A 25,452-nucleotide genomic window follows, 5' to 3' on the forward strand; every position below is an offset into this window, starting at 1 on the left:
CCGGCTCGACGCACGGAACCAGACCATGAGCCCCACCGCCTCCCGCATCCTCAAGACGATCGCGCGCAAGCTGATCCAGCTGTTCGTCGTGCTCTTCGCCGTCACCTTGTTCACGTTCCTGCTCGTGCGCTTCCTGCCCGGTGACCCCGAGGACCTGCTGGTCCCCGGGGCCGACAACACCGAGGACGAGCGGGCGAACCAGATCATTCGTGAGCAGAAGGAGGAGGTGCGGGAGGACATGGGGCTCGACGAGCCCCTCCCGGTCCAGTACCTCCAGTGGGTCGGTGGGGTGGCCACCGGGGACCTCGGCTTCGAGTACGGCAAGCAGAGCAAGGAGCCGGTGAGCGAGCGGGTCGGCCTGGCCCTCCCCTCGACCCTCCAGCTCGTCATCTACTCCCAGATCCTCGCCCTCGGGATCGCCATCCCGTTCGGCGTGCTGTCGGCCTACGGCCAGGCGGGGGTCAACTCGAAGTCGAAGGCGGTCCGCAAGGCGGGCAAGGTCTTCGACCGGGTGGCCAACGCGACCGCCTTCGGCATGCTCTCGCTCCCGAACTTCGCGGTGGCCCTGCTGCTGGCGTTCTGGGTGGGCGTCAAGCTGAACCCGTCGCTCCCGGAGTGGATGGACATCAGACCCCAGGGCTACGTGGCCTTCGGGAAGGATCCCCTGGACCACATCTTCTCGATGCTGCTGCCCTCCCTCAGCCTGGCCATCGGGCAGATCGCCGTCTACATGCGGGTCCTGCGCAGCGACCTCATCCAGACGCTGCAGGAGGACTTCATCCTCATGGCCAAGTCGAAGGGCATCTCGAACCGCCGGGTGCTCTGGCGCCACGCCCTGCGGCCCTCGAGCCTCACCCTCGTCACCATCGCCGGGTTGCAGATCGGCACGCTCATCGGCGGCACGGTGGTCATCGAGGTCATCTTCAACATCAAGGGCATGGGCTACCTGATCTTCGAGTCGATCCTGACCCGCCAGTACCTGATGCTGCAGAGCTGCGTGGCCATCGTCGCCGTGGGCTTCGTGCTGATCAACGCCCTCCTCGACATCCTCTACACCGCCCTCGACCCCAGGATCCGCCATGCCGGTTGACGCTCCGCCCGCCGCCGTCGACGCCGACGCCGCCGTCGGGGGCACCGGCGACGCCGCCGCCCCCGAGGGGTCCTCCAGCAAGCGGGGCCTTGGCACCGTGGGCTGGATCGCCGCGGCCTGGCTGATCTTCGTCGTGCTCATGGCGCTGCTGGCGCCGGTGCTGCCCATCGACGACCCCATCAAGCCCGACGCCGAGGCCGGCGCCGGTGCCCCGATCCTCACCGAGGGCCACCCCCTCGGCACCGACAAGAGCCGCCGCGACGTCCTCTCCCGCCTCGTGTGGGGGGCGCGGACCTCGCTCATCGTCGGCGTCGGCGCCGTGGCCGTCGGCCTGCTGATCGGGGGCGCCCTGGGCCTGGTGTCCGGGTTCCGCCGGGGCCGGGCCGACACCGCCCTGTCGAGCCTGTTCGACATCTTGCTGGCGTTCCCGCAGCTGGTGCTCGCCCTCAGCCTCGTCGCCTTCTTGAAACCGCCACCCCCTCAATCGGTGGGCGAGGGGGAGGCGGTCGAGGCCGCCGGCGGTCTGACCGCCGTCCAGATCCTCATCATCGCCATCGGGATCGTCGCCATCCCGCTGCTGGCCCGCATCACCCGGGCCACGAGCCTCACCTGGTCCCAGCGCGAGTTCGTCCTCGCCGGGCGGGCCCAGGGCGCCCGCGGCCTCCGCCTGATGATCCGCGAGGTCCTGCCCAACGTGCTGCCGGCCATGTTCTCGGTGGCCCTGCTCAGCATCGGCATCGCCATCATCGCCGAGGGCGGGCTCAGCGTCCTCGGGGTGGGCATCGAGGCCCCGCAGGCGTCGTGGGGGAACATGATCGCCGAGAACCGCAGCGTGTCCCGTGACCCGCTCAACGCCCTGTTCGCACCGATGTTCGTGGTGTTCCTCACGGTGATGGCGCTCAACTACCTGGGCGACGCCGTCCGCGAGCGCTTCGACGTCCGGGAGAGTGCACTGTGAGCGAGCATGCGAGCGTCCGGGAGACAGACACATGAGTGAGCCGATGCTCGTGGTCGACTCGCTGTCGACGACCTTCTCCAGCCCCAAGGGGCCCATCCGGGCCGTCGAGGACGTGTCGCTCGACCTCCGACGGGGCGAGACCCTCGGCATCGTGGGCGAGTCGGGGTCGGGCAAGTCGGTCCTGTCCCGCTCGATCATGGGCCTCGTCCCCGGCTACGCGACCCGCACGGGGAGCATCCGCTACGAGGGCACCGAGATGCTCGACGCCGGGCCCAAGGAGCTCCGCAAGATCTGGGGCGCCCAGATGGCGATGGTCTTCCAGGACCCGATGACGGCGCTGAACCCCGTGCAGAAGATCGGGGCCCAGATCACCGAGTCCATCCGCGAGCACCTCGACTACTCGAAGACCCAGCGCAAGGAGACGGCCATCGCCCTCCTCCGCTCGGTCGGCATCCCCGAGCCCGAGCGGCGCCTCAAGCAGTACCCGCACGAGCTCTCGGGCGGCATGCGCCAGCGCGTCGTCATCGCCATCGCCCTCGCCTGCGGGCCCCACCTGCTGTTCGCCGACGAGCCGACCACGGCCCTCGACGTGACGGTGCAGGCCCAGATCCTGGACCTGCTCGAGGCCCAGCAGGCCGAGCGCAACATGGCCGTGATCCTCGTGACCCACGACCTCGGCGTGGTGGCCACCCGAGCCGACCAGATCGCCGTGATGTACGGCGGTCGCATCGTCGAGCAGGCGCCGACCCGGGTCCTGTTCCGCCAGATGCGCCACCCCTACACCGAGGCCCTCCTGCGCTCGATCCCGCGCCTCGACCTGCCCAGCCACACCCGGCTGGAGGCGATCAGCGGCCGGCCGCCGGACCTGCTCAACCCGCCCCAGGGCTGCCGGTTCGCCGCCCGCTGCCCCCATGCCCAGCCCCAGTGCGTCGCCGAGGAGCCTCCTCTGATGGAGGACAGCCCCGGCCACTTCCACCGCTGCTGGTTCCCCGTCGGGATCGCGTCGGAGCAGACGACGATCGACTCCGTCGCCGCCGAGGCCCACGTCCGCCACGTCGGCGACGACATCGCCCGGGACTCCGACGTCGCGGGCGGGGGCGTGGCCCCGGGCCCCGCGGTCGACGGTCGCCCGCCTGCGGCCCCGGCCTCCGGGAAGGTCCCGATCGCCAAGGACAGCAACGCCGACACCACCCCCGAGGAGAACGCCTGATGGCCGGACGAGGACATGCCCACCTGGGCGATCCGGCCGAGGCGCTGCTGCGGGTGGAGGACCTCCACGTCCGCTTCCGCACCGGCCGGGGCACGGTGTACGCCGTCACCGACGTGTCGCTCGACATCCGCCGGGGGGAGACCCTGGGCCTCGTCGGCGAGTCGGGCTGCGGCAAGTCGACCACCGGTCGGGCGGTCATGCAGCTCCCCCCGCCGACCGAGGGCCGTGTGCTCTACGAGGGCGAGGACCTGGCCCAGCTCAGCGGCGAGGACCTGCGGCGGAGCCGCACCAAGCTGCAGATGATCTTCCAGGACCCGATCTCGTCGCTGAACCCGCGGCGCAAGGTCGAGGACATCGTGGCCGAGGGGCTCAAGATCTGGCAGCCCACGGGGTGGACGACCCTGGCGATCGCCGCCCTCGTCTTCACCGTGGTGGGGGCGCTGGTGACCCTGTCGATGTTCCTCGGCGGCGGCATCAGCACCATCGGCTTCTTCGGGGTCGTGGCCCTGCTGATCGGGATCGCCCTGGGGCTGATGCACTTCGCCGGCTTCGGGCAGGCGGAGGATCCGGGGATGGCACACCTCGTCGACGAGATCCTCGACGCCGTCGGGCTCGACCCGACCACCGCCCGGGGACGGCGCCCGCACCAGTTCTCGGGCGGCCAGTGCCAGCGCATCTCGATCGCCCGCGCCGTGGTGACCGAGCCCGACCTGATCATCTGCGACGAGCCGGTGTCGGCCCTCGACGTGTCGGTCCAGGCCCAGATCCTGAACCTGCTCGAGGATCTCAAGGCCCGCTACGGGCTGACGCTGGTGTTCATCGCCCACGACCTGGCCGTGGTGAAGAACGTCAGCGACCGGCTGGCGGTCATGTACCTGGGGCGCCTGTGCGAGGTCGGGACCCCCGACGTCATCTACTCCAACCCGGCGCACCCGTACACCAAGCTCCTGCTCGAGGCGATCCCCGAGCCCGACCCGGACCACCGGGACAAGGAGCGGGCGCCGCTGCAGGGCGAGCTGCCCTCGCCCCTCGCCCCCCCGAGCGGGTGCCACTTCCGCACCCGCTGCCCCCGGGCCGAGGAGGACTGTGCCGAGCTGGTCCCGGAGATGGCCCCCACGGGCGACGGACGCTTCGTCGCCTGCCACCACCCGCTGGTGGAGACGGTGGTCGACATCGGCTCGGCGACGCGCCAGGCCTGATCGAGCCATCGGGGTCGTGGAGGGCGCCAGGCGATGACGACACGGAGGGGCCACCGCGCGACCCGCCTCGATCCCGAGGTGCGCCGGGAGCTGATCCTCGACGCGGCCGAGCGGGTCCTCACGTCTCGGCTGCCGGCCGAGGTCACCTTCGAGGAGATCGCCGACGCCGCCGACGTGTCGCGCGGCCTCGTCTACAACTACTTCAAGGACCGCACCGGGCTGCTGGTGGCCCTGGCCGAGCGGACGCTGGTGCGCCTCGACCGGGAGGTCGACGGGGCCCTCGACCCCGGCACCGACCTGTCCGAGCAGGTGATCGCCCTCGGCCGGGCCTACGCCCGCCACGCCCGGACCAACGCCGACACCTGGAAGATGCTCTCCCGCAGCGGCCTGCTCGACCACCCGTCGGTCGTCGGGGCCCGCATGGTGCGGGTGGAGCGGATCGCCGTCCGCTGGGGCGGCACCCCCGAGGCGCACCTGGCCGCCTGGTCGGTGACCGGGCTCTACGAGCTCACCGGCTTCAACCCACTCCCCTCCGAGGTCTCCGGCGAGGACCTGGCCCACTTCCTCTGCGACCTGCTCGCCCCCCTCGAGGCCCGCGGCGTCGTCCCGACGTAGGCCGCGGACCCGCCCGTCGCGGCGGGGTCAGGTGATCTCGGTGCCGTCGGGTCTGGTGATGTGCCAGGTGCCGGTGGGGTCGCGCCAGGTGGTGTAGCCGTGGGTGCGGAGTCGGTTGTGCCTCCCGCAGGCGGGTCCCCCGTTGCGGGGGTTGGTACTCCCGCCACCGTCTCCGTTGCGTCCTCCCTGGTCGCTCCAGGGGGTGAGGTGGTCGCTTTGGCAGTCGGTGACCGGGACGTGGCAGCCGGGCCAGTAGCAGGTGGTCGATGAGAGCTTGACGGCCAGGGCGGCGGGGCCGGTGAAGAGGCGGCTCTTGCGGCCGAGGTCGATCACGACCGAGTCGGAGCCGACCACCACCCGCCGGACGTGGCCGATGAGGGCCTGGGCGACGGCGGCGGTGGCCTCGATGGGGTTGCCGTCGAGGGTGGAGCACCGCCGGCCGATGGCGGGGAACAGCTTGAAGGCGTCGTCGACGGGGGTGGGGTCGATGCCGGCGAGGCGGGCGGCGATGTGTTCGAAGGTGCGGTGGTCGATGACCACGTTGGTCACCACCTGCGACCCACCGGTGCTGGTGGCGTGGTGGGCGGCGGCGGAGCGGAAGATCTCCTCGAGGGCGTCGAAGCGGCGCTGGGCGTCGGTGCGGGGCAGGTCCGCCTGGGTGGCGGCGTCGCCGTGCTCGGCCCGGGCCTTGTCCCAATCAGCGAGGGTCTCGGCCTTGAGCTGGGCCTGGAAGATCGACCACAGCTCGGCCCCGACCAACGAACCACACCGCCCGGTGATCTCCCAGCCGCCGTCGAAGTTCTGGTGCAACCGGGCGTCACGCTTGTCGTGGGCGGCCTGGTCGCGGTCGCGGGTGCCGTCCTCGTCGACGAGGCTCACCCACTCCCGGACCTTCTGATCGAAGACCCGGTACGTGTTGGTCTGGGCTTCGGTGGCGAAGGAGGCCTCGTTGGCCTCCACCGCATCCCGGACCCGCGGGTTGGCATGAGCGCGAGCGATCCGCTCGACCTGGCAGCGACCGATCGCCCCCTCGGCGAACGCGGCCCCGACGGTGGGCAGGGACCGGAGGGCCTTGGCACACGCGGCCCGCCGGGCCGCCTCCCGGGTCGAGAGGTTGGCGTGATGGCGGACCATCACCTTGGCCGACGCATGCCCGTCGCCGGCATGGAACCCGCTGCGGTCGATCTCGGCCACCAGGTCGATCTGGACGGACTGGACCTTGCGGCCCAGGGTCTCCACCCCGACGGTCAGGGCCCGGGCCTCGGCGACATCGTCCGGGGCCACCCCGACCCGCTGGAGGGTGTCGACCGCCGCGATGGCAGCCGCGAGCGCCTCCGCCCTCGTCGGATCGCACACCGTCTCCATGCCCCCGACCCTACGCCAGGGGTGTGACAGTCAAGCGGCCGCAAACCCAGTCCCCACAAGGGTTTGGGGTGAACCAACACCCCACCCGGGACCCGGGACGTGAAGGCCCGCTCGACGTCCGCCGACCACCTCGTCGCACGACCCCGATCCGGCGATAGGGGACGGTCGGGCCGGGTCTCGAGTCGGTGGCTGGCGTTGTCGGGCGCACGTTCGCCGATTCCCACGCAGGCACGCGCGACCCGGCGTCTACTGTCCGAGCCGTGACTCCCGAAGAGGTCCTCGTGCTCTATGGCCGAGCCTGGTTCGAGCGCGATCGGGACCAGCGCATCGAGGCCCTGCGGAAGGCGTGCACCGAGGACATCCTCTTCGTCGATCCCCAGCTCGGGCGGCTCCACGGGTTGGAGGCTGTGGCCGACATGATCGGTGGCTACATGAACGCGCCAATGGAAGGCCATGAGGCCGAGGATCGAGAGTAGCGCGCTCGAGGGATGTCGGGCTCCGGGGTCTCGGTCGAGGTTGTCACTCCGATCGAGTCGTTCCACGACTTCTACCGCTACTCGTACATCTGGCACTTCCCCGACGGCTCCAGCTCGGGCGGCACGTCGTTCTGCGAGCGCGCATCCGATGGGCGGATCCGTCTGATCACGGTCTGGCCGGGGTCACGCCACTTCCCCATCCCGCCGTCCTCGCGGACGGACGATCCAGAGGTCTGAACTCAGCCGATGCGGCGGCGCCACGCCCACCGAACCGACGTCATGGGGCAGCGACGAGGCCGAGAGAAGGCAGGTCCGCTCGAAGCTTGTCGTCGTCGACGAACCAGTAGCCGGCGCCGCCGAGTGCCTTCCATGCCTCGACGAGGTCGAGGCGGTTGTCGATGAGCAGGGCTTTCGATCGCGAGCCGGTGAAGGCGAGTCGTTGGAGGGCGATGTTGCAGAGTGCGGACTTGTCCGCGGTCCCCTCGGCAGCGGAGGTGACGATGACGTCGAACACCACGTCGAGCCTGTGCGCGGGCACCACGACGTCGGTGAGGAGGTCGGGGTTCACGGTCACGAGGGCTTGCGGCAGAAGGCGCGCCGATGCCATGCGCCAGGCTGTCTCGTTGAAGTCGATGCTCTCGCAGCAGCGACGGGCGTGGGATCTGACCGCGGTGGCGGTCATGCCACTGCGGTCTGCGAGCTCCCGGAAGATCTCGTCGGCTCCGATCTGTCCGATGTTCCAGGCGTCAGCTTGAGCCGCCATCACATCCATCCAGACGGAGTCCCAGGTCGGACACTCGAGTGGTGCACGGCGCATCCACCGCTCGTCAACGAGAGTGTCTCCGAAGTCCCACAGCAAAGCAGCCGGAGTCATGGAGGCAACGTCCCACGCAGGACCCTCGAGGGCGACCACCCGATACGGTCCCGGGCTCGGCGGTCGTCGATAGCGAGGTGCCGGGGCCGGTTCGCCGACAGCGGAGTGCCCTCCGCTCTGATCGCGGTCGCGTCGAGATCCAGTGCTGCGATCACCCGCTGCGCGATCTCGTAGCGGCTCAGGGTCTCCGGGCCCGGCAGGTGCCATGCTCCCGCCCGGTCGGCGGGAGCGAGCAGGGCGATCCGCCACAGCGCGTCGGCGAGCTCCGGCGCAGCGGCGGGCTGACGAAGCTCATCGTCGAACCAGGCCGTTGGCTCGTCGAGGGCTGCGCCGCGACGGATGCGCGCCACGACGTGATCGTCGGGGTCGATCGAGACGATCAACGGCAGGCGCACGATGGCTGACCCCTCGGCACGCTCGGCCACGACCGCTTCGGCCTGCGCCTTCCACCTGCCGTAGCTCCAGATCGGGTCCGGCCTGGCGTCTTCACCCCGTGGTGAGCCGTCTCCAGAGAACACGGCGTCGCTCGAGACGAAGAGAACTGCTGCCCCCGCTCTCTGGGCCGCGTCGACGACGTTCTCGGTCGCGCCGACGATCGATTCCTGATCGTGCGAGTACGCCGCATGGAGCATGAGCGACGGTCCAACCGTGTTCACAGCAGAGACGACGGCGATCGAGTCTCGCAGGTCGGCGATGACACCTCCGGCCGATCCCAGGCCCGTGCGGTGGGTCAGCCCGACCACCTCAACCCCCTCGGGGGCCTTCCGGCGAAGCCATGTCCCCAACAGTCCGGAAGCGCCCGTCAACAACACGGCCCCGGTCATCGCCAACCAACCTACGAGGCGGGCTTCAGCGCGGGCGGTCAAGCGCTCGACCGAGGGCGTCGACGACCGGTGCGTCCACTCAGTCTGGCTGTTGCCCCACCCGCGGCAGGAGACTGCTAGGGGTGTCCCCCATGTGCCGTTGGGGGACGGCCCGGGCGTTGGCTGACGCGGCGCTCGACACAGGTGACGGCGGGCCGTCTGCGGACGTCGCCTAGATGCCGAAGCTGGCTTCTTCGACTCGGGCGAGGGCATCGGGCTCGCCGGTGAGGGTCACGTCGGCCTGGGGCTTGCGGCCGTAGAGGTAGAGCAGGATCTCGACGGGGTCGCCGGTGACCACCGCTCCCCCGTCGCCCTTGCCGCTGGCCTGGACCGGGTCGGACCCGGGGCGCACGAGGCGGAGGCCCGTCCCACCCAGCTTCCCGGGGGCGACGAGCAGCCGGGCCCCTCGGCGCAGGAGGGCCCACACGGCGTCCTGGAGCTCGACGTCGTCGGGGCGGGGGCCGAGGCCGGCCGGGCGGCGAACGTCCTCGTGGTGGACGACGTACTCGATCGTGTTGGCCAGCCTGCCTACGGGGCGCAGGGCCATGGGGCCGATCGGGGGGCCGGTGCGCACCCGCTCGACGACGCCCTCGTAGCCGTGGCGGTCGAGCTCGCGGGCCATGAGCTTCTCGGTCGTGCCCTCGAACCGGCCGCCGAGCAGGATCCCCGGGGCGGAGAGGGGGTTGCGCTCGCGCACCACCAGGTGGGCCGCCAGGTCTGCCGTGGACCACTCGCCGCACAGGGTGGGGGCATCGGGCCCCTGGGCCAGGAACAGGTCGCAGAGCGCCGCCCGTTCGCGCTGGTCGACGTCGGCTGCCATGGGGGGAGCGTACGGCGCACGTGGCAGGATCGACAGATGGCCAAGCAGCCCGACATGCAGATCGACGAGAGCACCCGCTACCAGGTGGTGATCGCCACCGACAAGGGTGACATCACCATGGTCCTCGACCCCGCCCTCGCCCCCGTGACCGTCAACAACTTCGTGGTCAAGGCCCGCGAGGGGTTCTACGACGGGCTCACGTTCCACCGGGTGGTCCCCGGCTTCGTCATCCAGGGCGGCGACCCCAAGGGGACCGGCACCGGCGACGGCGGCTACAAGTTCGCCGACGAGCCGGTGCGGGCCGACTACATCCTGGGCGCCGTGGCCATGGCCAACGCCGGGCCCAACACCAACGGCACCCAGTTCTTCATCTGCATCGAGGACTGCACCCGCAAGCTCGACAAGCTCTACAACCTCTTCGGCTTCGTCACCAGCGGCATCGAGGTCGCCCAGGCCATCGAGAAGGGCGACAAGATGAACACCGTGACCGTCACCGAGAAGACCGACTGACGGACCGAGGCCGTGAGCGGTCTGAACCTGGCGGCGGCGCAGCACGCCATCGCCGCCGCCGTCCCTGACCGGCCGGCGCTGATCTGGCGGGGCACGACGTGGACGTGGGCCGAGGTGGCCCACCGCACGGCGTGCCTCGCCCGGGTCCTGCGCGCCCACGACATCGGCCTGCGGGAGGCGCCGGCGGGCGAGGGGTGGGAATCGCCCCACGACCACGTCGCCCTCGTCCTCCTGAACGGGAACGAGTACCTCGAGGGCATGGTCGGGGCCTGGCGGGCGCGGGCCGCGGCCGTCAACATCAACTGGCGCTACACCGCCCCCGAGATGGCCGAGGTCCTCGCCGACGCCCGGGCCGCGGCGGTCGTCTACCACGGGCGCTACGCCGAGGTCGTGGGCGAGGCCCTCGCCCTGCTCCCCGAGCAGCCCCGCCTGCTCCTGCGCGTCGCCGACGGCACGCCCGGCTCGCTCCTCCCCGGAGCGCTCCCCTACGAGGACGCCCTCGCCACCGCCATCCCCCTGGCCCCCGACCCCGCCTGGTCGGGCGACGACCGCTACATCGTCTACACCGGCGGAACCACGGGACGGCCCAAGGGGGTCCTGTGGCGCCAGGACGACTTCGCCGCCACCTGCCTCGGGGTCCGGGGGACGCCCCAGGACCTGGCGGCCCGGGCCGCCGCCCGAGGGCCGCTGCGCACCCTCCCGGCCGCCCCGTTCATGCACGGCGCCGCCCACTGGAACGCCCTGAGCGCCTGGCTCGCCGGCGGCACCGTGGTGGTGCAGGACGTCGTCGACCGCTACGACCCCGCCGACGTGATCGCCACGTGCGTCCGCGAGCAGGCCACCGCCCTGTTGATCGTGGGCGACGCCTTCGCCCGGCCCCTGGTCGAGGAGCTCCGGGCCCGCCCGGCGTCGCTGCCCCTGCGCCACCTGCTCACCGGCGGGACGATCCTCTCGGCCCCGGTCAAGCAGGCCCTGATCGAGCTGATCCCCGGGGTGCGGATCGTCGACGTGCTGGGCTCCTCGGAGACCGGGCGCCAGGCGGTCACGTCCTCCGACGAGCGGGCCGCGGCCACGTCGGGGACGTTCCGACCCGAGGAGACCACCGTCATCGTGTCCGAGGACCGGACCCGCGTCCTCTCCCCCGCCGAGGACGACATCGGGTGGATGGCCCAGGCCGGGCGGGTCCCGCTGGGCTACCTGAACGACCCGGAGAAGTCCGAGGCCACCTTCCCCACCATCGACGGCGTGCGGTACTCCGTGGCCGGGGACCGGGCCCGGTGGCGCCCCGACGGGACCCTCGAGCTGCTCGGCCGGGAGGCGGTGGTGATCAACACCGGTGGCGAGAAGGTCTACGCCGAGGAGGTCGAGATGGCGCTCGCCCACCACCCCGGCGTGGCCGACTGCCTCGTCGTGGGCCGACCCCACGAGCGCTTCGGCAGCGAGATCGTCGCCGTCGTCGCCCCCCGCCCGGGGGCGACGGTGGACGTCGAGGGGCTCCGCGCCACCGCTGCCGACCACCTGGCGGCCTACAAGCTGCCCCGCGCCGTGGTGCTGGTCGACGCCATCTCCCGGAGCCCCAGCGGCAAGCCCGACTACGCCTGGGCGCGCGAGCAGGCGGTCAGCACCGCTCGTAGAGGACGTAGTAGTCGTCGGGGTCGTTGAGGGGGCAGAACTGCTCGGCGACGACCTGGTTGGGGGCGTCGGAGCCGAACAGGCGGGAGTCGTTGGGCTCGACCCAGGCGTCCCAGACGTGGGAGAGCACCAGCCAGTCGGCGCTGGCCACCTCGTCGGCCAGCCCGGAGTCCTCGGCGTTGGCGATGCCCGGGTCCATCTCGATGTAGTACGTCGCCGGCGTCGTCTCGGGGAACAGGAAGTAGAAGTAGGCGTCGCTGTAGGGCGTCTTGCGGAGGTCGGCGGTCCCCACGAACAGGCGGTCACCGGGCTCGACGCGGGCGGCGAGGGCGTCGGTCACCTGCTGGGCCGACTCGGCGATCTCGGGGGCCCCCAGGTAGAAGGTGCGGTCGCCGTTGCGGACGGCCCAGCCGAAGTAGTCGCCCTCGAGGTTCTGCCGGGTGAGGTCGACCCAGGTGCGGGTCGTGTAGGCGGGGAGCACCAGCACGACGAGCAGCAGCGGCAGCAGGGCCAGGGCCGCCCGGCTCGGGCCGCGCAGGCGGCGGGACCGGGCCGCGGCCCACCACTCGCCCCACTGGACGAAGGCGACGGGCAGGAAGACCATCGACACGCACGAGACCCAGGCCAGGTGGGTGGTGTCCGGGCGCTGCACGGCCTGCGGCAGCAGCCCGACGCCGAAGGCGCCGACGACCACCAGGATGCGGCTGCGCCGGGAGGCGGGGTCGCGGCGGACGGCCACGATGCCGGTGACGAGCAGCGCCACCGCCGCCAGCGGCAGGGCCAGGAACCACAGCGTGACCTGGGCCGACGCGTCGACCATGGGGATCGGCCAGTCGGGCACGCGCAGCTGGGCCACGGCCTGGAGGACGCCGTCGTTGCGGTCCCACGACGGGGGGATGGGCAGGTGGCGCCCGCCTCGCAGGTCGAAGACGGGCTGGAGGAACATGCCCTCGACCACGTTGCCCGGCCCGGCCATGGCCAGGTGCACGACGATCGGGGCCACCCCGGCGAGCACGCCGACGACGAGCGGCACGAGCAGGTCGCGCCCCCACCGCCGCCAGAGCAGCGCCAGGCCGGCCAGCCCGATGGCCAGGACCAGGTCGGGCCGCCACAGCAGCGCCAGGCCGAGCACGACGCCGCCGAGGACGAGCCGCAGGCGGGCACCGCTCTCCCCCGCCTCCAGGCGCCGGGCCCCGGTGAGGGCGACGGCGATGCCGAGCAGCCCGAGGGCCACCCCGCCGTTCCAGGCCAGGGCGGTGAGGCCGATCGGCGTCACGACCAGCAGGACGCCGAGCACCCCGCACACCGTCGCCACCCGCCGCCCCCACGGCAGGGCCAGGTGGAACAGCCCGAAGATGATGCCCAGGTGCTGGACCAGGCCGTAGAACCGCTCGGCGGCCAGGGTCGTGCCCGCCACCTCGAACCAGGCCGCCAGGCTCCAGAGGCTGGCCGGGCCGTAGAGGTGCAGGAAGTCCCGGTTGGGGACGTCACCCGCCAGCACCCGCTCGGGGAAGACGAGCATGAAGCCCTCCTCCATGGGCGGGCCCTGGTACTGGAAGAGGGTGGGCAGCGGGAGGGCGACGGCCAGCCCGACGAGGACGACGGCGAGGACGGTGCCGCGGCGCCCGGCGACCAGCGAGGTCCGCACCCGTCGAACCGCGTCCCACGCGGCGCGGGGCGCGACGGTCTCGGGGACGTCGTCGCGCCGACGGTCGAGCGGGCCGGCCGCCGTGTCGGTCACGACGCCACCCGGCGGTCGGCCACGTGCACGATGGCCACGGCGGCGGCGATGAGGAGGGCCAGCTCGAGCGGGGTGCGGAAGCGGATCGCACCGTAGGCGTAGACGGTGGTCACCAGGACCATCAGGCCGAGGGCCACCAGGGGCCACACCAGGACGTGGCGCCGCCGCAGGAGGACGAGACCGGCGACGCCGATCGGGGCCGTGGCCCACCACGCCCACTGGCCGACCCGCGACGCCTCGTCGGGTCGGCCCTCGATGCGGAGCAGCACCACGTTCTGGCCCGGGCGGAACAGGTCGACCTCGCGCAGGATGCGGGCCGCCACCACCGTGGGGATGCGGTCCAGGTTGTCCCGGGCGTAGGCCTCGCCCTTGTCCCGCCAGTAGCGGGCCTTCTCGGCCTCGTTGCCCTCCGGCTCGCCGGTCCGGGCCCGCTCCTGCTCCTGGCAGTTGAACGACCAGTAGCCGAGCAGCGGGCCGTGGTAGCTCTCGGGGCAGTTGGCGTAGTACAGCACCTCGTCGCCGTTGGTCGACAGGATCACGAAGGACCCGAAGGCGCGCTGGTTGCGGATCGTCCAGGGGGCGAACAGCACCAGGCCGATCAGGCCGACGAGGGCGATCGAGCGCACCTTGGGCCCCCAGCCCAACCCCCGGCGCACCAGGACGAGGGGGGCGACGAGGAGGGGGTAGAGGAACAGGGCTTCGCCCCGGGTGAGGGCGGCGAGGGCGATGGCGAGCCCGAGGAGGCCGGCCCGGGGCAGGTCCGGGCGCTCCCACCAGTGGTAGGCGGCCAGCACGGCGAAGCCCACGAAGGCGGAGTACACCCCCTCGGGCCACAGGGCCCCGTCGATCACCCACAGGTTCGGGTAGGCGGCGACGAGGACGGCGGCGACGATCCCGGCGCGGTCGCCGGCCAACCGGCGGGCGATCAGCCCGGCGGCCACGACGACGAGGACGCCCAGCAGGGCGGCCATGGTCTTGTGGGCGAGGTAGGTGCGGGCCCCGGCCATCGACGCCGTGGCCAGCCAGGTGGACATCAGCGGCGGGTGGATCGCCGACGGGATGGCCAGGCCCTGCTCGACCCAGCGGAACGGCTCGGAGTAGCCGACCCGGTCGGCGAGCATGTTCGCCTGGTGGTGGTAGTAGTACGGGTCCCCGCCGGTGGGGTTGGCTCGGTTGATCGAGACCAGGGTGAGGAGCCGCCAGGCCAGGGCGCCGCTGGTGACGAGGGCGAGCCTCCCGCCGAAGGGGGGCCAGACCCGACCGAGGTCCGCCCCGAAGAGGCGGCGTCCGAGGCCGCCCACGACGAGCCCGGCGGCGACGGCGCCGGCCACGGTGACGATGACCAGGGGCCCGAGCCGCTGGGTGCCGGGGGCGCCGCCGGCGCGCAGGGCCCAGAGCTGGGCGACGAGGGGCACGGCCAGGAGGGCCGGCCACGCGGCGCGGCGCGCCGCGGCGACCAGCGGGGCGGCCCGGAGCGGGGGCCGGGCGGTCAGGCCCAGGAGCGCCAGCCCCCCGCCGAGGGCGACGAGCAGCACCCGGGCCAGCGCCGTGCGCCCCACGCCCCCGGGGTCGAGGACCGTGCCCAGGTCCGGGCTGGTGACCCCGACGACCAGCACCACCGTCACCACCGCGACCCCCGCGGCCACCGGCCGCCGGTCGACGGCGGCCAGCGGGCCGGTGCCCCTCCGGGCGGCGGCGACGAGGGCGCCCACCACGATCCCGGTGCCGACCAGGTCGAGCTGGGCCGGCGGCATGACCCGGAGGACCACCCCCCAGCGCTCGGCGTCGGTGGCGGCGACCAGGACCCGCCCGGCCAGGCCGAGCCCGGCGAGGATCGCGCCCGCGCGCACGGCCAGGGCGACCGGGTCGCCCCCGATGCGGCGCAGGCCCCGCTCCCACAGCGGCAGCAGGAGCGCCCCGGCGGCGACCGTGGTCGCGATCCACCCGAGGCCCAGCCGGCCGGCCGAGGCCGGCGGCCACCCGCCCCGGCCGTCGGGCGGGGCCAGGCTGCCGGCCAGGAGCCACTCCCGCACCACCACGACCCAGGTCGGGACGGCGGCATCGGTCGGGACCAGGGCCCCGGCGGCGGTCGGGAACAGGAACAGGGCGACGGTGACGACGAGCCACCAGGGCACGAGCACCCCGCGGGCCGCGCCCACCCCGGCGGCGCGCAGGCCGCGGACGGGCCGGCCGGCCAGGGCGCGGGTGGTGACACCGAGCTGGGCGGCGGCGGCGGCGGCCACGAGCAGCACCGCGGCCCCGCCGTCGAGGCGCCCGAGGACCCGCCCCAGGGTCGTCGTCGACGCCCCCGACCGTCCGGCCGCCCAGGCCACGGCCACGGCCACGACGGCGCCCCCGGCCACGAGCCACAGGCCGTCGGTGACCCCGCCCGGGCGGTCGGACCCGGCCGGCGCCGACGCGCGGGACGGGGTCGAGGCGGTCACGGGCACGGTGCCCGATCCTACGAGCCGCCCTCGCCCCGACCCGGCATCACCGGGCGGCGCGGGAGGACCCCCGGCTCCCGGCGCCGAAACCCCTCCCACGTCCCACCCCGGAGGCCCGATGCCCGTCCCACCCCTGCCCGACATGGTCGACGTCCTCGACCGCTCGATGGCGATCGACGTCCGCCCCGGCTTGCGCGACCACGCCCGGCTCTGGCTGCTCTGGGGGCCCGGCGCCCGCGCCCGGGTGGCCGAGGAGGCCGCCCTCCTGGCCCAGGCCTCGCTCCGGCCCCGGACGCTCCACGCCGTGGGCCGCACCGGCGTCGACCTGGCCCGCGGGGTCGCCCCCGGGCTCCGGGAGGATGCCCGCCGGCGGCTCCTCGACGGGCCCCTCGAGGAGGGGGCCGCCATCCGCCACGTGCAGGAGCTGGTGCGGGCCGGCGGATCGACCTACATCAAGCTGGGGCAGTTCGTGGCCACCGCCCAGGGGCTCCTCCCCGACGAGTGGGTCGACGCCTTCGGCTGGTGCCGGGACACGGCCACACCGCTCCCGGAGGGCATGGCCGAGGAGCGCTTCGAGCGGCGCTTCCAGGTGCCCGTCGATCGGGTCTTCGCCGAGCTCGACCCCGAGCCCATCGGGGCGGCGTCGATCGCCCAGGTCCACGCCGCGACGCTCCACGACGGCACGCCGGTGGTGGTGAAGGTCAGGCGACCCGGTCTGCGGACCCAGTTCGACCGCGACCTGCGGGCCATGGCCCTCGCCGCCGCGGCCGCCGAGCGGGCGTCGAAGGCGGCGCGGGTGGCCAACCTGACCGGGTTCGTCCAGCTCTTCGCCCAGATGGTGCTGGAGGAGGTCGACTTCCGGTTCGAGGCCCTCAACCAGATCGAGATCGCCCTGGCCTCGGAGGCGGCCGGCCACCACTTCACCCACCTGCCCCACCCGATCCCCCACCTCACCGCCGAGGACGTCCTGGTGATGACCCGGCTCGAGGGGGTGCCCTACACCGACGCCCTGACCGCCTACCCCGACGTCGTCGACGGCGAACGGCTGCTCAACCTGGCCATCACCGCCACCCTCGAGCACATGATCGCCTACGGGATCTTCCACGGTGACCTGCACGCCGGCAACGTGCTCATCAACGCCCAGGGCGACTTCTCCCTGATCGACTTCGGCATCGCCGGCCGGATCGACGCCGAGCAGCGGGCGGCGACGGTCCGGTTCCTGTTCGGCTTCGCCCGCAACGACACCCTGATGCAGCTCGAGGGCCTCCAGGCCTTCGGCGCCGTGCCCCCCGGCTGGGACCTCGAGGTCCTCCGCGACCAGGTCGAGGGGGAGCTGGACGCCATCGACCCGGCGATCCTGGCCCGCACCGGCACCATGACGGTCGAGTCGCTGGGCCAGGCGCTCGGCGCCATCATCCGGGTGCTGGCCCAGAACGGGTTCACCCTGCCCAAGGAGCTGGTGCTGTTCTTCAAGAACCTGCTCTACCTGAACGGGTTCGCGGCGACGCTCACCCCCGACGCCGACCTGTTCAGCCAGATCGAGCCGGCCTTCGGCTACTTCGTCACGAAGTACCCGCAGGAGCTGAGCCAGATCGTCGCCGACGTGCTGTGACGGTCTCGACGCCGACTACTGTGGTGCCCCCGTCCGAACAGTCGTTCGCCAGTCGCCGCCACCACCCGCCCCGCGAGGCCGATGCCACCGAACCCCGACCTCCGGCAGACGATCGACGTCGCCCCCGGGCTCGACCTGGCCGCCACCTTGGGCCCGCTGCGCCTGGGCGTGTCGGACCCCTGCTGGCGGGTCGAGGCGTCGGGACCCTGGTGGTGGGCGACGCGGACACCGGCCGGGCCCCTCACCGTCCACCTCGTCCCCGGTGCCGGGGTCGTCGGCGTGGAGGCCTGGGGCGAGGGCGTCGAGTGGCTCCCCCGCCACCTCGGCCGCCTCCTCGGGCTCGACGCCGACGGACCGCCGGCCGCCCGCACCGAGCTCGTCCGGGCCCTGGCCCAGCGCGTCCCGGGCTTCCGGGTGGCCGGCCACGGTCGGGTGGCCGACGCGGCCATCGACGGCATCTGCCGCCGCGGCGTGTCGGCCTTCGAGGCCGCCCGCTCCTGGCTTCTGATGGTCGAGGCCATGGGCGACGACGCCCCCGGCCCCGGGGGCCTGCGCCTGCCCCCGGCCCCCCGGCGGGTGGCCTCGTGCGATCCCTACGAGCTGCACGTCATGGGCCTCGAGCAGGGGCGGGCCGACGAGGTGCGCCGGGTCGCCTCCCACGCCTCTCGGCTGGAGGCCGGCACCCACGACGGCGGCGCCGAGGCCATCGCCCACCTGGCCGGGATCGCCGGGATCGGGACCGACGCCGTCGAGCACGCCCGCGCCGTCGCCCTGGGCGACCCCGACGCCGTGCCGGTCCTGGACGCGCACCGCACCGCCGCGGTCGTGCGCGCCCTGTGGACCGGCGCCGGCGCCGACGACACGGTCGACGTCCGGTCGCTCCTGGAGCCCCACCGCCCCGAGCGGGGCCTGCTGGTGCGGCTGATCGCCCTGGTCGAGGCGGCCGACGCCGCCGACGACGACGGGGGCCTCACCCCCTGAGCGTCAGCTCACTCCTTGAGGGCCACGGCGTTGGGCGTGACGTTCATCTTGGGCACGTAGTCGTGCTGGGCGACCGAACGGGCCTCGCCGGCGAGGTCGGCGCGCAGGGCCGCCCGGCACGCCCCGCAGGGGCCGTAGGCCGGCTCCTCGACGGCGGTGCCGCACCGGGGACAGGGGAAGGCCAGGTCGCCGGGGGGCGCCTCGGGGGGCACGACCGCGGATCGCCACGGCTCGGGCGGGAACGACGTCTCGACCGGCGGGGTGCTCACCGCCCCAGCCTGCCAGACGCGCCCGCCCGGGTGGTCGACCGCGTCGTCCCCAGGGTCGTCCCCAGGCGGGGGCGGTCCTCCCCCGCGAGATCCACACGTCGCGCCCCTTCCTCCTCACAGGGCGACGGTCGTACGGTCGTCGCATGGCTTGCTTCGAGGTCACGCTCCGAGACCGGACCACCGAGCAGGTGGGCGACGCCGACGCCTACCAGCAGGAGGGGCCGATGACGACGTTCTTCCGCACCGGTGACGGCGGCCGGGTCGACTCGTGGAGCACCCGGGTGGCGTCGGTCCGCACCGCCGACGTCCTCCTCATCCGCCGGGCCACCGAGGCCGAGCCCGTCAGCGTCCTCCGCACGGCCTAGCGCGGGTAGTGGTAGGCGTTGTCCTGCTCGTAGGCGTCGGGGTCGGCCAGGACCACCGGCGTGCCGGCCGGGCGGGCGACCTGGAGCTCGTTGGCGACCGTCTCGCAGGTGCCCTCGTGGGTCGTGTAGGTGCCGGACCACACCAGCCAGATGTCACGGTCGCCGGCGCGGCGCACGGCCTCGGCGGCGAAGTCCACCGGTGAGGCGCCGGCGAGGCGCTCGGCGTAGTCCACCCAGTCGACCAGCTCCGGGGCCTCGAACCGGGGGTAGGTGGCGATGTCGGTGGCGTCCGGCAGCTCGCGGCTCAGCGCCGGGCCCAGCTGGTCGGGGCACACCAGCACCAGCGGGCCGTCCGGGCCCGTCGTCGGGCCGGCGGCCTCGATGGCCTCGGCGGCCTGCCGGGCCTGGGTGCGGGGCCGGCTCACCGCGGTGCGCACCCCCGACGTGACGCCGAGGACGAGCACGGCGACCAGGACGATGCGGAACGCCACGGCGCTGCCGATGCGGGCCAGCCCCACCCCGGCCAGCACCAGCACCAGGGCGGCGACGACGGAGAAGTACCGGGTGGCGTAGGCGGCGCCGGCCACGAACGACGCCGCCGCCGCGACGGCCAGCGTCCCGACGATGACCAGGCCCAACCGGCGGACCTCCGGGCGGGTGCGCAGGTCGAGCTCGACCCGGGTGCCGGAGCCCGGCGCCGCCACCAGCCCCAGGGCGACGAGGATGGCCAGGGCCACGGCCAGCAGGATCGACTCCCCCGCCGCCCCGCCCCCCAGGTCGATCAGCGACGTCGCCGCCACCTCGGTGGGGATCGACGGCTCGGCCCACGGCGTGCCGGTGTGGGCGGCCTGCTCCAGCAGGGTCGGCACCCACGGCAGGAACGAGACGCCGCCGACGACGAGGGCGCCGGCGACCCGCAGCGACGACCGGACCCTCTCGCGGTCGCCCCGGCGGTGGCCCAGGTACGCCCGGACCAGGATCCCCACCCCCGACGCCGCGGTGAGCCACAGGCCCCAGTAGTGGGTCCAGAGCAGGGCACCGGTGAGGAGGGCGAGCAGCGCCAGCCGGGGCAGGTCGGGCCGGCGGAGGGCCCGGTCGGCCACGAGCCAGCCCGCCACCGACAGCACCAGGACCAGCTCGTACATGCGGGCCTCGGTGGCGTACCGCAGCACGTAGGGGTTGAGGGCGACCAGGAGGGCGGCGGCCCACGCCGCCCGACGGCCACCGATCCGCCCGGCGGCCACGAAGACCAGGGGGAGCAGGGCCAGGCCGATGACGCCCGAGAGGAGGCGGACGGCCACGTCGCCCTGGCCGAACACCTCCTGCCACCCCCGGAGGAGCACGTAGTAGAGCGGCGGGTGGCCGTCGCGCTCGAGGGCCGCCGGGATGTCCCCGAGCGGCAGGGCGGCGATGTTCGAGCTGAGGGCCTCGTCGAGCCACAGCGGCGAACGCTGCACCACCCGGAGGGCCAGGCCGGCGACGGCGATGACGGCCAGCCCGACGATGTCGAGGGCGCGGCCGGCGCGCCACGGCAGCGGGGCGACCTCGATCGCCGGCCAGGGAGGAGGGGTCGTCGGGCCGGGGACGGCCGGCCGATCCGAGTCGCCCACCTACGGGGCGACGGGGACGGGCTGCCCGGTCGGACCGCCGGCGGGCGTGGCGTCGGGCTCGTCCTCGTCGGGTCGCGCTCCGGGGCCGCCCGCGGCGGTGACGGCGTCGGCGCTCGTCATCAGGCTCCGCAGGGCGATGACGGCGACGGCGTAGACGCAGAGGGCGACGACCATCACCACCCGGAAGCCGAAGGTCATCGACAGGAGCGTGGTCAGCACCGACCCCATCACCGAGGCGAACCCGTTCACCGCCCAGCCCCACGCCACGTACTCCCGCGACAGCGACGTGAGCCGGCCGACGGCGCCGAGCCCGAGCGGCATGAACATGCCGAGGCACAGCCCGAGGGGCGCCATGAGCAGGAAGGCCACGATGACCCGCAGGGCGAGGCTGAGGCCGAACAGGCCGTCGACGATGCCGGGCAGGGCCAGCTCGTAGAAGAGCGTCAGCACGGCCAGGGCCCCGAGCAACCAGAGCCCGACCGTCCACCCCCGGTGGACGACCCGCTCGCTGAGCAGGGCGCCGACGCCGGTGAAGATCAGCACCGACGCCAGGGTCACCGTGAGCGAGTAGGTCGGGTACCCCAGGAACAGGGTGAGCCGCTGGATCAGGGTGATCTCGAAGAACAGGAAGCCCATGCCCAGGCACGAGAAGTAGAGCGCCGAGATGGGCTTGCGGGGCAGGGCCTTCCAGTCCTTGCGGATGGCGAGGAACGGGAGGATCAGGAAGGTCACCGCGAACAGGGCCGAGATCCCGAGCAGGAGGAGCAGCACCCGCTCGCCGATGCCGCTCTCGGGGTCGACGGTGTCGGACGGCTGGAGCGACTGGTCCATGTCGCGGAGGACCGACCCGGGCCGGGCGAAGTTCCAGAAGTAGGGCGCGTCGTCGGTGATCGGCTCGACGTCGTAGGCGAAGTCGTCGTACCACTCGTCGAGCTCGTCGTCGGGCAGGGTGAGGATCTCCGACACCGGGCTGCCGTCGGGCGGGATCCCCGGGGCGTGGCGGAGCACGACGGCGCTGGTGTTGGCCGGGTCGGCGGCCGCCACGCCGGTCATGAAGTCGACCTGCTGGGTGAACCGCTCGACCTCCTCGTCGGTGAAGGGCGTGTCCTTCACCAGCACCGTGGAGTAGGCGGTGGCCCCGACGGCGGTGGGGCTGGTGGCCACGAGCACGTGCTCGCTCGGGTCCTCGACGCCTCGGTCCTCGAGCGCCTTGCGGACCGTGCTCACGTAGCGGGCCGTCCGGTAGGGCCGGTTCTCGTAGTCGATCTCGCCGAACTGGGCGGCGAGGATGCCGTCGTCGGTCAGCTTGTCGAGGGAGGCGTCGACGGCGTCGGCGGTGTAGAGGTAGCTCTCGGACAAGACGAACGCGCCGGCGCTGGCCGCGTTCGAGGCCGCGTAGCTGTCGGGGGCCGGGAACCAGACGAGGTCGAACTCCTTGTCGCTGCGCTCGACGAACGACCGGCCGTCGCCCAGCTCGTAGTTGACGTTGGGCTCGTAGGCGACCCGCCCGGAGTACTCGGCGTACTCGTCGAGGAGGAGGCCGTGGGTGACGGGGTTGAGCTCGATGGCGTCGATGTGGTCGGCCCCGAAGGCGAGCGAGGTGAGGATCTCGTTGCCGCCGGCGGCGCCGACGATCACGACGTTGCCAGGGCCGCCCTCGGTGTCGAGGATGCCGTCGTCGCTGAGCACCGCGAACGGGAGCGAGCGGGCGTCGGCGATGTACTTGGTCTCCAGGCTCTCCAGCTCGCCGTCCCAGGCGTGGATGCTCGAGCCGATCAGCCCGTCGTGGAACAGGATCACGTTGGCCCCGACGTCCTGGGTGTCGACCCGGAAGATGGGGCTCCACCGCGACTCCTGCACGGCGTCGGAGTCGGGCGACTGCTTGCTCTCGTCGGGGATGACGTGGATGGCGTCGACGGCGAGGACGCCCACCACCAGCAGCACGGCCACCAGCCCCGCCGGCACCAGCTGGCGCGGCGAGCGGTCGGGCAGGAACCGGCCGACCGAGACCCCGGCCAGGATCAGCCCGGCGATCATGATCGCCGTGGGCGGGCCGAGGAACCGGATCATGAAGACCACTGCGGCGCAGGCCAGCCCGGCGCCGATGAGGTCGGCGAAGTAGAGGCGGCCGATGCCCTGGCTCTCGCGCCCGAAGAACGTCGAGATGATCACCCCGACCATGGCGAAGGGCGCGAACAGGGCGACGCACACGACGATCAGCAGCGCCAGGTTCTTGAACGAGGTGCCCGTGCCGTACTGCCAGATGTTGGCCACCGTGACCGGCGTCCAGGCCACGACCACGTAGCCCACCGCGGTGAGGAGGGCGGCCAGGCCCGCGCACCACCCGACGACGGTCGACAGCCGGGCCTGGCGCAGCCTGGGCGACAGCGCCACCGCCACCCCGCCGGCGCCGATGCCGAGCAGGGCCAGGCCGATGATCAGGTACGTGTAGTAGTAGAAGAACTTGAACGAGAAGATGCGGGTGTAGCTGATCTCCAGCAGGAGGCCGGCCCCGGCCACGAGGAACATGTCGACGAGGTCGTGACGGGGGATGACCGTCCGGCCGCTGTCGGGGGGCGCGGCGGAGGAGCGTTCAGGGGCGTCGACGGCCATCCGCCGACCTTAGAGGGCCGGCCCCGGAGGACCCCATCACCGCCGGCGCGACGGCGCTCAGCGCGCCGGGCCGGGGGTCCCGGCGGCGGCGGCCACGTCCGCGCCGGTCTCGGGGGCCACCGGGGTGCGGGCGAAGGGGACGATCCGCTCGGCCAGCCACGCCCAGACCGGCGTGCTGGCCCCGGCGGCGTAGTGGCTGCCGTCGGGACGGAGCTCCACGCCGTCGATCTCCTCGAGGAACCGCCCGCCGGGGCACACCAGCTCCCCCGGGTCGATGAACGTGGCCCGCGGTCCCAGGTCGGCGGCGTAGTCCGCCATCACGTCGTTGACCCACGCCACCCGCTCGGGGTCGTTGCGCTCGCTGTCGGGCCCGCCGAGGCGCAGGGAGCGCTCGCGCATGCACGGCGTCCCCATCACCACGAAGCGGACGTCGGGGCGGACGGCGAGCAGGGCGCTCACCCCCCGGTCGAGGCCCTCCCGCACCAGGTCGCGCATCTCGTCGGTGCCGCTCTCGACCCGCTCCCCGTCGACGAGGTGGTCGTAGACCTCCCACGCCCCGAACTGGATCATCACCACGTCGGGCTCGAGCTCCGACGCCCGCACCTGCCAGTACTCGGTCCACAGGTCGCACTGCTCGGACTGGTCCTCGACCTGACCGCCCGGGAGGGGCGCGCCGTCGACGACGCCGCACCCGATCAGCGCCCCCGTCCCGAGGTCGATGGTCGGCGGGACGACGTGGGTGCCGAACGAGAGCGTCCACGCCACCGAGTCGCCGACGACCAGGACCCGCACCGGGCGGCCCTCGGGGACCGGCGGGAGGCCCTGCTCGGACACGACCCGGCGGATCTCATGGGGGATGGTGGGCGGTGGTGCCGGCGGCAGGTCGGGCACGCCCCGGGGGGCGGTGACCAGCTCCGGCGGGAGCCCGGCGGCCGTGGCGGTGGCGCCCTGGGGCACCCGCAACGTGCCGGCGACGAGGATCCACACGACGAGGCCGGCGAGCACGGCCGCCGTCGCCGGGCGGCTGCGGGCCGCGCCGGGGATCCGGAGCTTGAGGCCGTCGAGCCCGTGGCGGCGCACCGGCTCCTCGATCCAGCGGTACGAGGCCACGGCGGCGGCCACCGCCACCGCGGTCCGCAGGGCGAGGAGGGCCGGCTGCTGCCAGGCGGCGGCACCGTCGAGCCCGGTGCGCTCCGGGGTCAGGGCGACGTCGACCGGCCAGTGCCACAGGTAGAGGCCGTAGGAGATCCGCCCCACGGCGACGAGCGGCCGCCAGCCCAGGGCGGTGGCGAGGGGCCCGGGGCGGTGGGGCAGGGCGACGGCGGCGACGACCGCGGCGCTGGCCAGGGCCAGCCCGAGGAAGCCACCCCGGTACATCCACCGGTCCGCCTCGCTCACCAGCACGAAGGCGGCGACGACGACTCCGGCGCCGAGCGTCCCCAGCCCCGCCAGGAGGCGCCGGGCGCGGTGCACCGGCCACTGGGCCGCCACCACCGCCAGCACGGCGCCCACCAGGAGGGAGTGGGCCCGGGCGTCGGTGCCGTAGTACGCCCGCGACAGCTCGACCGGCCCCGACGACAGGTGGGCCATCCACAGCGCCGAGGCGATGGTCGCCGCCACCAGGCCGGCGCAGACCAGCCGGATGCGCCGGACCGAGCGCACGAGGGCGGCCACCACCAGGGGGAAGACCAGGTACCACTGCTCCTCGACCGACAGCGACCACAGGTGCCGGAGCGGTGAGGGCGTGCCCGCGAAGTAGGACTGCTCGGTGACGATGAAGCGCCAGTTGGCGACGTAGCCGAGGGCGGCGAGGCCGTCACCCCGGACCGAGGCCCGCTGGGTCCCCTCGATGAGGAACGGGGCGGCGACGCCGACGGCGGCTAGCAGGACCAGGAGCGCAGGAGCCAGCCGCCGGAGGCGACGGATCCAGAACGCCCGCAGGTCGATGGCCCCGGTCGCGACCCGCTCGCGCAGCAGCAGCGTCGTGATCAGGTACCCCGACAGCACGAAGAACACGTCGACGCCGAGGAAGCCACCGGGCATCCACGACACGCCGCCGTGGAAGAGCAACACGCCGGTGACGGCGACCGCCCGCATGCCGTCGATGGCGGGCACGTTGCGCATGAGCGGGCGCCGGGGCGGGGGGAGCGTGGGGCGCTCGGGTGGGTGCGTCGCCATGCGGCCGGTCACGCTATCCCGAGTTCA

Annotated in this window: 21 protein-coding genes; 11 read left to right on the plus strand and 10 right to left on the minus strand. The window is 73.4% G+C overall.

Translation table 11 applies throughout. The features are described 5' to 3' along the window. Nucleotides 1–25: 25 nt before the first annotated feature. The 5 genes from HC251_RS11475 to HC251_RS11495 are packed head-to-tail and all read left to right on the plus strand — an operon-like array spanning nt 26 to nt 5,072. Nucleotides 26–1,090 (plus strand): ABC transporter permease, encoded by a 1,065-nt coding sequence (locus HC251_RS11475; RefSeq protein WP_219945418.1) that lies wholly within the window; start codon nt 26–28, stop codon nt 1,088–1,090. Then, nucleotides 1,080–2,048 (plus strand): ABC transporter permease, encoded by a 969-nt coding sequence (locus tag HC251_RS11480; protein ID WP_219945419.1) that lies wholly within the window; start codon nt 1,080–1,082, stop codon nt 2,046–2,048. The genes HC251_RS11475 and HC251_RS11480 overlap by 11 nt, the downstream gene beginning before the upstream one ends. A 31-nt stretch (nt 2,049–2,079) precedes the next feature. Continuing rightward, nucleotides 2,080–3,258, plus strand: a complete 1,179-nt coding sequence (locus HC251_RS11485) for an ABC transporter ATP-binding protein (RefSeq protein ID WP_219945420.1) — start codon at nt 2,080–2,082, stop codon at nt 3,256–3,258. Continuing rightward, nucleotides 3,258–4,457: an oligopeptide/dipeptide ABC transporter ATP-binding protein gene (locus tag HC251_RS11490; RefSeq protein ID WP_219945421.1), complete on the plus strand. Its 1,200-nt coding sequence runs from the start codon at nt 3,258–3,260 to the stop codon at nt 4,455–4,457. The genes HC251_RS11485 and HC251_RS11490 overlap by 1 nt, the downstream gene beginning before the upstream one ends. Nucleotides 4,458–4,490: 33 nt before the next feature. After that, nucleotides 4,491–5,072 (plus strand): TetR/AcrR family transcriptional regulator, encoded by a 582-nt coding sequence (locus HC251_RS11495; RefSeq protein ID WP_219945422.1) that lies wholly within the window; start codon nt 4,491–4,493, stop codon nt 5,070–5,072. A 27-nt stretch (nt 5,073–5,099) separates the two neighbouring features. On the opposite strand, the gene HC251_RS11500 is transcribed toward HC251_RS11495, so the two are convergent. Further along, on the minus strand, nt 5,100–6,437 hold the full coding sequence (locus HC251_RS11500; RefSeq protein WP_219945423.1) for a DUF222 domain-containing protein: 1,338 nt from the start codon (nt 6,435–6,437) through the stop codon (nt 5,100–5,102). A gap of 260 nt (nt 6,438–6,697) precedes the next feature. Between HC251_RS11500 and HC251_RS11505 the strand changes: the two genes are divergently transcribed. Continuing rightward, nucleotides 6,698–6,913, plus strand: coding sequence for a hypothetical protein (locus HC251_RS11505; protein ID WP_219945424.1), 216 nt, complete (start codon nt 6,698–6,700; stop codon nt 6,911–6,913). Between the two features lie 277 nt (nt 6,914–7,190). Here HC251_RS11505 and HC251_RS11510 read toward each other — a convergent pair whose 3' ends face one another. The 3 genes from HC251_RS11510 to HC251_RS11520 form a co-directional block, all read right to left on the minus strand. After that, on the minus strand, nt 7,191–7,787 hold the full coding sequence (locus tag HC251_RS11510; protein ID WP_219945425.1) for a hypothetical protein: 597 nt from the start codon (nt 7,785–7,787) through the stop codon (nt 7,191–7,193). Then, nucleotides 7,784–8,611 carry a sugar nucleotide-binding protein gene (locus HC251_RS11515; RefSeq protein WP_219945426.1) on the minus strand — a complete coding sequence of 276 codons (828 nt, stop codon included), beginning with the start codon at nt 8,609–8,611 and terminating at the stop codon, nt 7,784–7,786. The genes HC251_RS11510 and HC251_RS11515 overlap by 4 nt, the downstream gene beginning before the upstream one ends. Before the next feature lie 211 nt (nt 8,612–8,822). Next, nucleotides 8,823–9,470 carry a TIGR03085 family metal-binding protein gene (locus HC251_RS11520; RefSeq protein ID WP_219945427.1) on the minus strand — a complete coding sequence of 216 codons (648 nt, stop codon included), beginning with the start codon at nt 9,468–9,470 and terminating at the stop codon, nt 8,823–8,825. A 36-nt stretch (nt 9,471–9,506) separates the two neighbouring features. Between HC251_RS11520 and HC251_RS11525 the strand changes: the two genes are divergently transcribed. After that, complete coding sequence (locus HC251_RS11525; protein WP_304608312.1) at nt 9,507–9,980, plus strand: peptidylprolyl isomerase; 474 nt, start codon at nt 9,507–9,509, stop codon at nt 9,978–9,980. A 12-nt stretch (nt 9,981–9,992) separates the two neighbouring features. Continuing rightward, nucleotides 9,993–11,642 carry an AMP-binding protein gene (locus HC251_RS11530; RefSeq protein ID WP_219945428.1) on the plus strand — a complete coding sequence of 550 codons (1,650 nt, stop codon included), beginning with the start codon at nt 9,993–9,995 and terminating at the stop codon, nt 11,640–11,642. Here the strand turns inward: HC251_RS11530 and HC251_RS11535 are convergent. Then, nucleotides 11,599–13,353 carry a hypothetical protein gene (locus HC251_RS11535; RefSeq protein WP_219945429.1) on the minus strand — a complete coding sequence of 585 codons (1,755 nt, stop codon included), beginning with the start codon at nt 13,351–13,353 and terminating at the stop codon, nt 11,599–11,601. The two genes, HC251_RS11530 and HC251_RS11535, sit on opposite strands and share 44 nt — an antisense overlap. After that, a complete protein-coding gene (locus tag HC251_RS11540) occupies nt 13,350–15,803 on the minus strand; it encodes a glycosyltransferase family 39 protein (RefSeq protein WP_219945430.1) in 2,454 nt (817 codons plus the stop codon). The genes HC251_RS11535 and HC251_RS11540 overlap by 4 nt, the downstream gene beginning before the upstream one ends. A 112-nt stretch (nt 15,804–15,915) precedes the next feature. Here HC251_RS11540 and HC251_RS11545 point away from each other — a divergent pair, with 112 nt between their 5' ends. Both HC251_RS11545 and HC251_RS11550 read left to right on the plus strand, forming a co-directional pair. Further along, entirely contained in the window at nt 15,916–17,409 is a 1,494-nt protein-coding gene (locus HC251_RS11545) for an AarF/ABC1/UbiB kinase family protein (RefSeq protein WP_219945431.1), read from the plus strand. Nucleotides 17,410–17,490: 81 nt separating this feature from the next. Beyond that, entirely contained in the window at nt 17,491–18,390 is a 900-nt protein-coding gene (locus HC251_RS11550) for a DNA-3-methyladenine glycosylase (RefSeq protein ID WP_219945432.1), read from the plus strand. Nucleotides 18,391–18,398: 8 nt separating this feature from the next. Here the strand turns inward: HC251_RS11550 and HC251_RS11555 are convergent, their stop codons facing one another. Next, a complete protein-coding gene (locus HC251_RS11555; protein WP_219945801.1) occupies nt 18,399–18,659 on the minus strand; it encodes a hypothetical protein in 261 nt (86 codons plus the stop codon). Between the two features lie 143 nt (nt 18,660–18,802). On the opposite strand from HC251_RS11555, the gene HC251_RS11560 reads away from it, so the two are divergent. After that, nucleotides 18,803–19,024 (plus strand): hypothetical protein, encoded by a 222-nt coding sequence (locus HC251_RS11560; protein ID WP_219945433.1) that lies wholly within the window; start codon nt 18,803–18,805, stop codon nt 19,022–19,024. On the opposite strand, the gene HC251_RS26000 is transcribed toward HC251_RS11560, so the two are convergent. The 3 genes from HC251_RS26000 to HC251_RS11580 are packed head-to-tail and all read right to left on the minus strand — an operon-like array spanning nt 19,021 to nt 25,425. Beyond that, the gene (locus tag HC251_RS26000; RefSeq protein ID WP_304608313.1) at nt 19,021–20,634 is read right to left on the minus strand and encodes a glycosyltransferase family 39 protein; all 1,614 of its coding nucleotides are present in this window, start codon (nt 20,632–20,634) and stop codon (nt 19,021–19,023) included. The genes HC251_RS11560 and HC251_RS26000 overlap by 4 nt on opposite strands. Next, on the minus strand, nt 20,635–23,247 hold the full coding sequence (locus HC251_RS11575) for an MFS transporter (RefSeq protein ID WP_219945435.1): 2,613 nt from the start codon (nt 23,245–23,247) through the stop codon (nt 20,635–20,637). A gap of 57 nt (nt 23,248–23,304) precedes the next feature. Next, nucleotides 23,305–25,425, minus strand: coding sequence for an acyltransferase family protein (locus HC251_RS11580; RefSeq protein ID WP_219945436.1), 2,121 nt, complete (start codon nt 25,423–25,425; stop codon nt 23,305–23,307). Nucleotides 25,426–25,452: the final 27 nt, after the last annotated feature.

The organism is Iamia sp. SCSIO 61187, assembly GCF_019443745.1.
In the GTDB taxonomy this organism is placed as follows: domain Bacteria; phylum Actinomycetota; class Acidimicrobiia; order Acidimicrobiales; family Iamiaceae; genus Iamia.

Bases quoted from the DNA above. Each gene is read 5' to 3' on its own strand.
- HC251_RS11475 (WP_219945418.1), top strand. From the start codon at position 26: ATGAGCCCCACCGCCTCCCGCATCCTCAAGACGATCGCGCGCAAGCTG.
- HC251_RS11480 (WP_219945419.1), top strand. From the start codon at position 1,080: ATGCCGGTTGACGCTCCGCCCGCCGCCGTCGACGCCGACGCCGCCGTC.
- HC251_RS11485 (WP_219945420.1), top strand. From the start codon at position 2,080: ATGAGTGAGCCGATGCTCGTGGTCGACTCGCTGTCGACGACCTTCTCC.
- HC251_RS11490 (WP_219945421.1), top strand. From the start codon at position 3,258: ATGGCCGGACGAGGACATGCCCACCTGGGCGATCCGGCCGAGGCGCTG.
- HC251_RS11495 (WP_219945422.1), top strand. From the start codon at position 4,491: ATGACGACACGGAGGGGCCACCGCGCGACCCGCCTCGATCCCGAGGTG.
- HC251_RS11500 (WP_219945423.1), bottom strand. From the start codon at position 6,437: ATGGAGACGGTGTGCGATCCGACGAGGGCGGAGGCGCTCGCGGCTGCC.
- HC251_RS11510 (WP_219945425.1), bottom strand. From the start codon at position 7,787: ATGACTCCGGCTGCTTTGCTGTGGGACTTCGGAGACACTCTCGTTGAC.
- HC251_RS11515 (WP_219945426.1), bottom strand. From the start codon at position 8,611: ATGACCGGGGCCGTGTTGTTGACGGGCGCTTCCGGACTGTTGGGGACA.
- HC251_RS11520 (WP_219945427.1), bottom strand. From the start codon at position 9,470: ATGGCAGCCGACGTCGACCAGCGCGAACGGGCGGCGCTCTGCGACCTG.
- HC251_RS11525 (WP_304608312.1), top strand. From the start codon at position 9,507: ATGGCCAAGCAGCCCGACATGCAGATCGACGAGAGCACCCGCTACCAG.
- HC251_RS11545 (WP_219945431.1), top strand. From the start codon at position 15,916: ATGCCCGTCCCACCCCTGCCCGACATGGTCGACGTCCTCGACCGCTCG.
- HC251_RS11550 (WP_219945432.1), top strand. From the start codon at position 17,491: ATGCCACCGAACCCCGACCTCCGGCAGACGATCGACGTCGCCCCCGGG.
- HC251_RS11560 (WP_219945433.1), top strand. From the start codon at position 18,803: ATGGCTTGCTTCGAGGTCACGCTCCGAGACCGGACCACCGAGCAGGTG.
- HC251_RS11575 (WP_219945435.1), bottom strand. From the start codon at position 23,247: ATGGCCGTCGACGCCCCTGAACGCTCCTCCGCCGCGCCCCCCGACAGC.
- HC251_RS11580 (WP_219945436.1), bottom strand. From the start codon at position 25,425: ATGGCGACGCACCCACCCGAGCGCCCCACGCTCCCCCCGCCCCGGCGC.